Annotated in this window: 5 protein-coding genes and 1 pseudogene; 1 reads left to right on the plus strand and 5 read right to left on the minus strand. The window is 73.0% G+C overall.

Features of this window, described 5'->3' with window-relative positions:
• The 5 genes and pseudogenes from IH13_RS0129215 to IH13_RS0129235 all read right to left on the minus strand — a co-directional run.
• Positions 1-496: pseudogene (locus tag IH13_RS0129215) on the minus strand (4-hydroxy-2-oxovalerate aldolase); the annotation flags it as partial.
• A 29-nt stretch (positions 497-525) separates the two neighbouring features.
• Positions 526-1,434: an acetaldehyde dehydrogenase (acetylating) gene (locus IH13_RS0129220; RefSeq protein WP_031089037.1), complete on the minus strand. Its 909-nt coding sequence runs from the start codon at positions 1,432-1,434 to the stop codon at positions 526-528.
• Positions 1,435-1,489: 55 nt separating this feature from the next.
• A complete protein-coding gene (locus tag IH13_RS0129225) occupies positions 1,490-2,533 on the minus strand; it encodes a ferredoxin--NADP reductase (RefSeq protein WP_031089038.1) in 1,044 nt (347 codons plus the stop codon).
• On the minus strand, positions 2,530-4,227 hold the full coding sequence (locus tag IH13_RS0129230; RefSeq protein WP_031089039.1) for an FAD-binding protein: 1,698 nt from the start codon (positions 4,225-4,227) through the stop codon (positions 2,530-2,532). The genes IH13_RS0129225 and IH13_RS0129230 overlap by 4 nt, the downstream gene beginning before the upstream one ends.
• Positions 4,224-5,090 (minus strand): alpha/beta fold hydrolase, encoded by an 867-nt coding sequence (locus IH13_RS0129235; RefSeq protein WP_234433433.1) that lies wholly within the window; start codon positions 5,088-5,090, stop codon positions 4,224-4,226. Before IH13_RS0129235 ends, IH13_RS0129230 begins: the two co-directional genes overlap by 4 nt.
• A 329-nt stretch (positions 5,091-5,419) precedes the next feature.
• Between IH13_RS0129235 and IH13_RS0129240 the strand changes: the two genes are divergently transcribed.
• Complete coding sequence (locus IH13_RS0129240; protein ID WP_051835965.1) at positions 5,420-5,989, plus strand: flavin reductase family protein; 570 nt, start codon at positions 5,420-5,422, stop codon at positions 5,987-5,989.
• Positions 5,990-6,053 lie beyond the last annotated feature (64 nt).

Consider the following 6,053-nt stretch of genomic DNA (forward strand, 5'->3'; position numbering starts at 1 on the left):
GGCAGCCGGCGTCGGCCATGACGCGCGCCTGCCGGGCCAGTTCCTCCGGCGGCCGGCTGTGCGACATCATCAGGAACCCGACGGTCTCCAGGCCGAGGTCGCGGGCGAGGCCGAAGTGCTGCACGGCGATGTCGGCCTCGGTGCAGTGGGTGGCGATCCGGCAGATCGAGGCACCGTTGTCGGCGGCCTCGCGGATGTCGTCCTGGAGGCCGAGGCCCGGCAGCATCAGGAAGGCGATCTTCGCCCGGCGCGCGGTACGCACCGCCGCCTTGATGAGTTCCTGCTCCGGGGTGTGGCTGAAGCCGTAGTTGAAGGAGGACCCGCCGAGGCCGTCCCCGTGGGTGACCTCGATGACGGGGACGCCCGCGTCGTCGAGGGCGGCCACGATCGAGGTGACGTGGTCGACGGTGAACTGGTGCTGTTTGGCGTGCGAACCGTCCCGCAGGGACGAGTCGGTGACGCGGATGTCCAGCTCGGAGCTGTAGGGCGTGGGCATGACTCGTGTACTCCTCGGTGAGCGGGGGGTCAGACGGCCGCGCGGCGTGCGGTGATCCGCCGGGCGAAGCCCTCGCCGACCTCGGTGGCGGCGGCGGTCATGATGTCGAGGTTCCCGGAGTACGGCGGCAGGAAGTCGCCGGCGCCCTCCACCTCGATGAACACCGCGACCCGGGCGAGCCCGCCGCTGACCGCGGTCGGCCCGTCGAACTGCGGCTCGGCGCGGAGCCGGTAGCCGGGTACGTACGCGGCCACGCGGGCGACGGTCTCGTGGACCGAGGCGGTGACGGCGTCGCGGTCCACGTCGGCGGGCACGGCGCAGAAGACGGTGTCCTGCATCAGCATCGGCGGTTCGGCCGGGTTGAGGATGATGATGGCCTTGCCCTTGGCCGCGCCGCCGATCGTCTCGATGCCGCGGCTGGTCGTCAGCGTGAACTCGTCGATGTTGGCGCGGGTGCCGGGGCCCGCGGACGGCGAGGCGACGCTCGCGACGATCTCCGCGTACGGCACCTCGGTGACCCGGGAGACGGCGTGCACGATCGGGATGGTGGCCTGTCCCCCGCAGGTGATGAGGGAGACGTTCGGCGCGTCGAGGTGCTCGCCGAGGTTGACGGCCGGCACGACCGCCGGGCCGATCGCGGCGGGGGTCAGGTCGATCGCCTGGATGCCGAGCCGGGCGTACTCGGGGGCGTTGGCCCGGTGGACGGAGGCGGAGGTGGCCTCGAAGACCAGGTCCGGCCGCTCGTCACCGGCCAGCAGCGCGTCGACACCGTCGGCGCTCGTGTGCAGGCCGTGGTCGGCGGCGCGCTTGAGTCCGGGGCTCTGCTCGTCGATGCCGATCATCCAGCGCGGCGCGATGGCGTCGGAGCGCAGGAGCTTGTACATCAGGTCGGTGCCGATGTTGCCGGATCCGACGATCGCGGCGGTCGCCTTTGTCACGGTGTTCGAACCTCATCCGGGTCGAGGGGGTAAGGGGAGCGGTTGCGGGGCCGGGTCAGCCGTCGTAGGTGACCCGGAGCCGGTCGCTGAGCGGGCGCGCCTGGCAGGCGAGGATCAGGCCGTCGGCGAGGTCCTGGGCGTCCAGGACCTCGTTGCGTTCCATGGCCACCTCGCCCTCGGTGAGCACGCAGGCGCAGGCGCTGCAGGCTCCTTCCCGGCAGGAGTACGGGGCGTCCAGGCCGGCGGCGAGCAGCGCGTCGAGCAGGGGCGTGCCCCGGGGCCAGGCGACGGTGCGGCTCTCGCCGTCGAGCTCGACCTCGGCGGTGGCGGCGGGTCCGGTGGTGCCCGGGGCCGGTTCCGGGGCGGGGCCGCGTTCCGCGAAGGGGTCGCCGGTCAGCGAGGTGAAGCGCTCCACGGTGATCCGGTCCGGCGGCACCCCCAGGCCGGCGAGCGCACCGGCGGCCAGGTCCATGAAGGGCCCGGGCCCGCAGACGAAGGCGGGGCGCTCGGTGTACGGGGCGGCCAGGGCCCTCAGGCCGGCTTCGGTGGGCCGGGCCTGGACGGACTCCAGCCAGTGCAGGACGGTCAGCCGGTCGCCGTACTCCCGTGCCAGGGCGGCCAGTTCGTCGCGGAAGATGACGGACTGCTCGTCGCGGTTGGCGTACACGAGCGTGATGTGCCCGCTCCCGGCGTGCAGGGCCGAGGCGAGGATGGACATCACCGGGGTGATGCCGCTGCCGGCGGCCAGCAGCAGGAAGTCGCCGTCGAGCGAGTGCGGGGTGAAGGTGCCCGCGGGCCGCAGCACCTCCAGGGTGTCGCCCTCGGTGACGTGGTCGCAGATCCAGTGGGAGGCGTAGCCGCCCGCGGTGCGCTTGACGGTGACTTTCAGATGGTCGTCGCGCACCGGGGAGCTGCACAGCGAGTAGCAGCGGGCGGCTCCGCCGGGCCGGTCGGAGGGCACCCTGAGGGTGAGGAACTGCCCCGGCCGGTAGGTGAACCGGTCCCGGTCCGTCCCGGCGGGCTCCAGGACCAGTGAGTGAGCGTCGGCCGTCTCCCGGATGACCTTGACGACGCGTACGGTCAGCGGTGCGGGGCTCATGGGGTGCTCCCGCTCGTGGCCGCCGCGGTCCGGGCGGCGGCGTGCCGGGCGGCGATGTAGCCGAAGACGATGGAGGGGCCGATGGTGGCGCCCGGTCCGGCGTACTCGTTGGCCATCACGGAGGCGGAGGTGTTGCCGGTGGCGTACAGCCCGGCGACGGCGGAGCCGTCCTCGCGCAGCACCCGGCTGTGCTCGTCGCAGACCAGGCCGCCCTTGGTGCCGAGGTCGCCGATCTCGATGCGCACGGCGTAGTAGGGGGCCTTGTCGATCACGTCGAGGTTGGGGTTCTTCAGGGTCGGGTCGCCGTAGTACCGGTCGTAGGCGCTGTCGCCGCGGCCGAAGTCGGTGTCCTTGCCCGTCCGGGCGAAGCCGTTGAACCGTTCGACGGTCGCGCCGAGCGCGTCCGCCGGTACGCCGATGCTCCGGGCGAGTTCGGCGATGCCGTCGGCGCGGTGGACGGTGCCGTTCTCGTAGAACGCCTTGGGGAACGGCATGCCGGGGAGGATCTGGGCGAAGGGGTAGCGGGCGCGGGCCTTGGCGTCCATGACGAACCAGGCGGTGGTGTGCCCGCCCCGGAGCTGGTCGTGGACGAAGTTGACGTACGGGGACGACTCGTTGGTGAAGCGCCTGCCGTCGCCGGAGACGATCACCGACGGCGGGATGCACCGCTCCGACACCAGGGGGATGGTGGCGCCGGCGGGGTGGTGCACCGACGGCATCCACCAGGCGTCGTCCATGAAGTCGAGGGCCGCGCCGAGCGCCTGCCCGGCGAGGATCCCGTCGCCGACGTTCTCGACGGCCCCGGCGCTGTGGTCGTCCCGGCCGCCTTCGGGCAGGTACTTCTCGCGCATCTCCCGGTTGTGGTCGAAGCCGCCGGTGGCCAGCAGCACGCCGTGCCGGGCGCCGACCCGCACGGCCGTGCCGTCGCGTTCGACGAGGATGCCGGTGACCTTGCCGTGGGCGTCGGTGATCAGCTCGGTCATCGGGCTCCGCAGCCACACCGGTACGCCGGCGTCCTTGAGCGCCATCCGCATCCGGGCCACCAGGGCCCGGCCGCCGGTGGCCATGTGGCGCCTGCGGACCACGTTGGACGAGACCCGCCAGGCGGCGGTCACGGAGGCCCACCGTCCGCGCCAGGTCCGTTTGACCATGGCGAGGTTGCGGTAGTCCTTCGCGGTGATCCACAGGCCGAGGGGGCCCTTGAGGCTGTTGGGCCGCTGGTACTTCTCGTCCTCGCCGAGCTTGCGGGTGTCGAAGGGCAGGGCCTCGACGGAGCGGCCGAGCGGGCGGCCCCCGTCGTACTCGGGGTGGTAGTCGGCATAGCCCTCCACCCAGAAGAACCGCATCCAGCGGCTCTTCTCCAGCAGTTCCATCGCCGCCGGGCCCTGGTCGACGTACGCGTCGAGGCGGGGGGCGGGGACGCGGCTCTCGGTGAGCCGGTCGAGGTAGCGGCGTACGGACGCGCGGCTGTCGTCGTGTCCCCGGGCCCGCAGCGTGGGGTTGTTCGGGATCCAGATGCCGCCGCCGGAGATACCGGTGGTGCCGCCGTACATCGCGCCCTTCTCGACGACGACGGTGGACAGTCCGCAGTCCGCGGCGGTCAGCGCGGCGGCCATGCCGCCCCCGCCGCTGCCGACCACGACGAAGTCGAACTCCTCGTCCCAGGAGGCGTCCTGGGCGCCCCGGGCGCTCACGCCGCGTCCTCACGGGTGAGGAAGGCGAGGACCGCGCTCTCCCAGGCGGCCTTCTGCTCGATCATCACCCAGTGCCCGCAGTCGGGGAAGACGTGCAGTTCCGCGTCCGGGATGGTCCGCATCGGCAGGATCGACATGTCGACCGGGCTGACCCGGTCGTCGCGCCCCCAGGTGAGCAGCGTCTTCGCCCGGAGGCGGTGCAGCATCGACCAGTACGGCGCTTCGTCGGAGGCGGCCGCCGCGGCGGTGCGGGCCGCGAAGGCCTCGCTGCCGTACATCCGGCGGGCGGCTGCGAGGGTGCCCGGGTCGGTGGCCTGCGCCCACCGTTCCTCGATGAGTTCCTCGGTCACCAGGGCCGGGTCGTACACCATGGAGTTGAGCCAGCGCACCAGCCCTTCGCGGGTCGGGGCGTCGGTGAACTCGGTGAGCAGCCTGATGCCTTCGCCGGGGCCGGGGCTGAAGACGTTGCGGCCGATGCCTCCGATGGTCACGAGGCGGCGGACCCGGTCGGGGTGGGCGAGGGCGAAGCGGGTGCCGACGATGCCGCCCATCGAGTTGCCGATGACGTCGACCCGCTGGAGCCCCAGTCCGTCCAGGAAGCGGGTGACCGCGGTGCCCGCGGTCACCATGGGGTGGCCGTCGGCCGGATCGCTGACCCCGAACCCCGGGAACTCCAGGACCAGGCAGCGGAAGTGCTCGGCGAACGTGGCCAGGTTGTCGCGGTAGTTGCGCCAGCCGGTGACCCCGGGTCCGGAACCGTGCAGGAGCAGCAGGGGAGGTCCGTCGCCGGCCTCGTGGTAGCGCAGCACGCCCTGTTCGGTGGGGAGTTCGCGCAATGTGGAGTCGTGGGTCAGCTCCGTCATCATCCCTGCCCTCGGTTGAACTCGGTGATCGATTGACCTGGGTGTCCGGTGGTGGTTCCGGCGGTGCGGTGGTCCCGGGGCGGGCGGCCCCTGGCTGCCGTGCGCTCGGTTCCCGGACCGTAACCACGGCCGTCCGGCGCCCGCGGGGGATGTCTCGGTCACCGGGATGCGGGGGTCGAGGGGGGTGCGGGTGCGGGCGGCCGGGCCGCGCCCCGGGGCCGTTCCACTCATCGGGAACGGCCCGCCCGGGGTGATCGGCCGGTGTCCTACCTTCGGCCCCTGCCCGGTCCCGGGCAGGCCACCGCATCGTCCCCGTCGAGGTGAAACCGATGACCGCTGAGTCGCTGTCCGCGCCGGAGGCCCCTGAGGAGACCGAGCCGACGCCCTTGCGTATGCGGCGCACCATGGGGACCTTCGCCTCAGGGGTGACCGTCGTGACGGGGGTCGGCCGGGACGGCGATCCGGTCGGGTTCGCCTGCCAGTCCTTCGCGTCCGTCTCCCTGGACCCGGCCCTCGTCCTGTTCTGCGCCGATCACCGGGGGCGTGCGTGGCCGAGGATCAGGGAGTCGGGGCGGTTCACCGTGAACGTCCTGGCCGCGGAGCAGACCGATCTCTGCGGCAGGTTCGGCTCCTCCAAGGGGCGCAAGTACGAGGGCCTGGCGTGGGAGCTCTCCCGCTGGGGCACGCCGTCGCTGCCCGGGGTCCTGACCCGGGTGCACGCCGACGTGTACGACGTGCACGGAGCGGGCGACCACGACGTGGTGCTGGGCCGGGTCCTCGCCCTGGAGGACGTGAGCGACCGTGAGCCGATGCTGTTCTTCCGCGGCGGCTTCGGCGTCGACCGCCCGCCGGCCGCCCCGGCCCCCGACCCGTGGGGGTGGGGGGACCACTGGGGCTGAGCCGGCGCGCCGGGCCGCGCGTACGGGGCGGTCCGCCGGCCGGTACCGCACCGCCGGCGACCCC

The organism is Streptomyces sp. NRRL WC-3549, from assembly GCF_000721935.1.
In the GTDB taxonomy this organism is placed as follows: Bacteria; Actinomycetota; Actinomycetes; order Streptomycetales; family Streptomycetaceae; genus Streptomyces.

Bases quoted from the DNA above. Each gene is read 5' to 3' on its own strand.
- IH13_RS0129225 (WP_031089038.1), bottom strand. From the start codon at position 2,533: ATGAGCCCCGCACCGCTGACCGTACGCGTCGTCAAGGTCATCCGGGAG.
- IH13_RS0129235 (WP_234433433.1), bottom strand. From the start codon at position 5,090: ATGACGGAGCTGACCCACGACTCCACATTGCGCGAACTCCCCACCGAA.
- IH13_RS0129240 (WP_051835965.1), top strand. From the start codon at position 5,420: ATGACCGCTGAGTCGCTGTCCGCGCCGGAGGCCCCTGAGGAGACCGAG.